The organism is Synechococcus sp. R70.1, assembly GCF_047461675.1.
Lineage (GTDB): Bacteria > Cyanobacteriota > Cyanobacteriia > Thermostichales > Thermostichaceae > Thermostichus.
Window position 1 is genome coordinate 1 of record NZ_JANSHR010000085.1, and the last position, 682, is coordinate 682.

1 protein-coding gene is annotated in these 682 nt (G+C 60.6%); it reads right to left on the bottom strand.

The window, feature by feature from the left end; translation table 11 throughout:
- Positions 1-263: 263 nt before the first annotated feature.
- The coding region (locus NW807_RS09470; RefSeq protein ID WP_414425942.1) for an O-antigen ligase family protein at positions 264-682 on the bottom strand (419 nt) is incomplete at its 5' end.

Sequence of the window (682 nt, forward strand, 5' to 3'; positions counted from 1 at the left end):
GGTCTGTGATCTCCAGGGAGAGGAGATCCCCTGGCTTGATGGGATCAGGGGCCAGAGAAGGGATTGGCTGCTCCATGGAAAAAGGTGGTTGACGTTCTCCCCAGCCCTATTCGCGCAAGCGGGACAGAGTCCTCAGGGCGGGGCCTGCGCCGCCAAAGTTTTGGTCAATCGAAATCGGGTGAGACCATCCAAAGCTAAACTCGATACGTAAGAAAATCCGGCAACCGAAACAGAGTAATCCCAGAAAACCCAAGGGAGGAACTCTATTGTGGCATTGACCGGGGTGCCTGGGGATCCGCCGGAACCCTCTTTGCCTGGCTGCAGCGGAGCTCGAGGCTGGCCCCCCAAGCTGCGCCCAAGAGCAAGGTGATCAACAGGTGAAGGCGGCCATCCAAGATCACCACATCCAAAAGCCCCGCAGCAAAAAACGCCGTCAAGGCCAGTAAAACTCCCAAGAGGATCTCGTCTTGGGAGCAACGCCAGGCTCGCCAGCCCCGCGCCAAGATCCAACCCCAAAGGGCCAAGTAGCCCAGCAGCAGAGGGATCCCGCCTTCTGCCGCCAGATGGAGGTACAAGTTGTGGCAGTGGCCCAGCAGCTCGGGCGGGTCCTGGGCATTGTAGAGGGCAGGAAAGCTCTGCCAGCCCCAGCCGGTCAGGGGCCGCTCCCGCACCATCTGCAGGG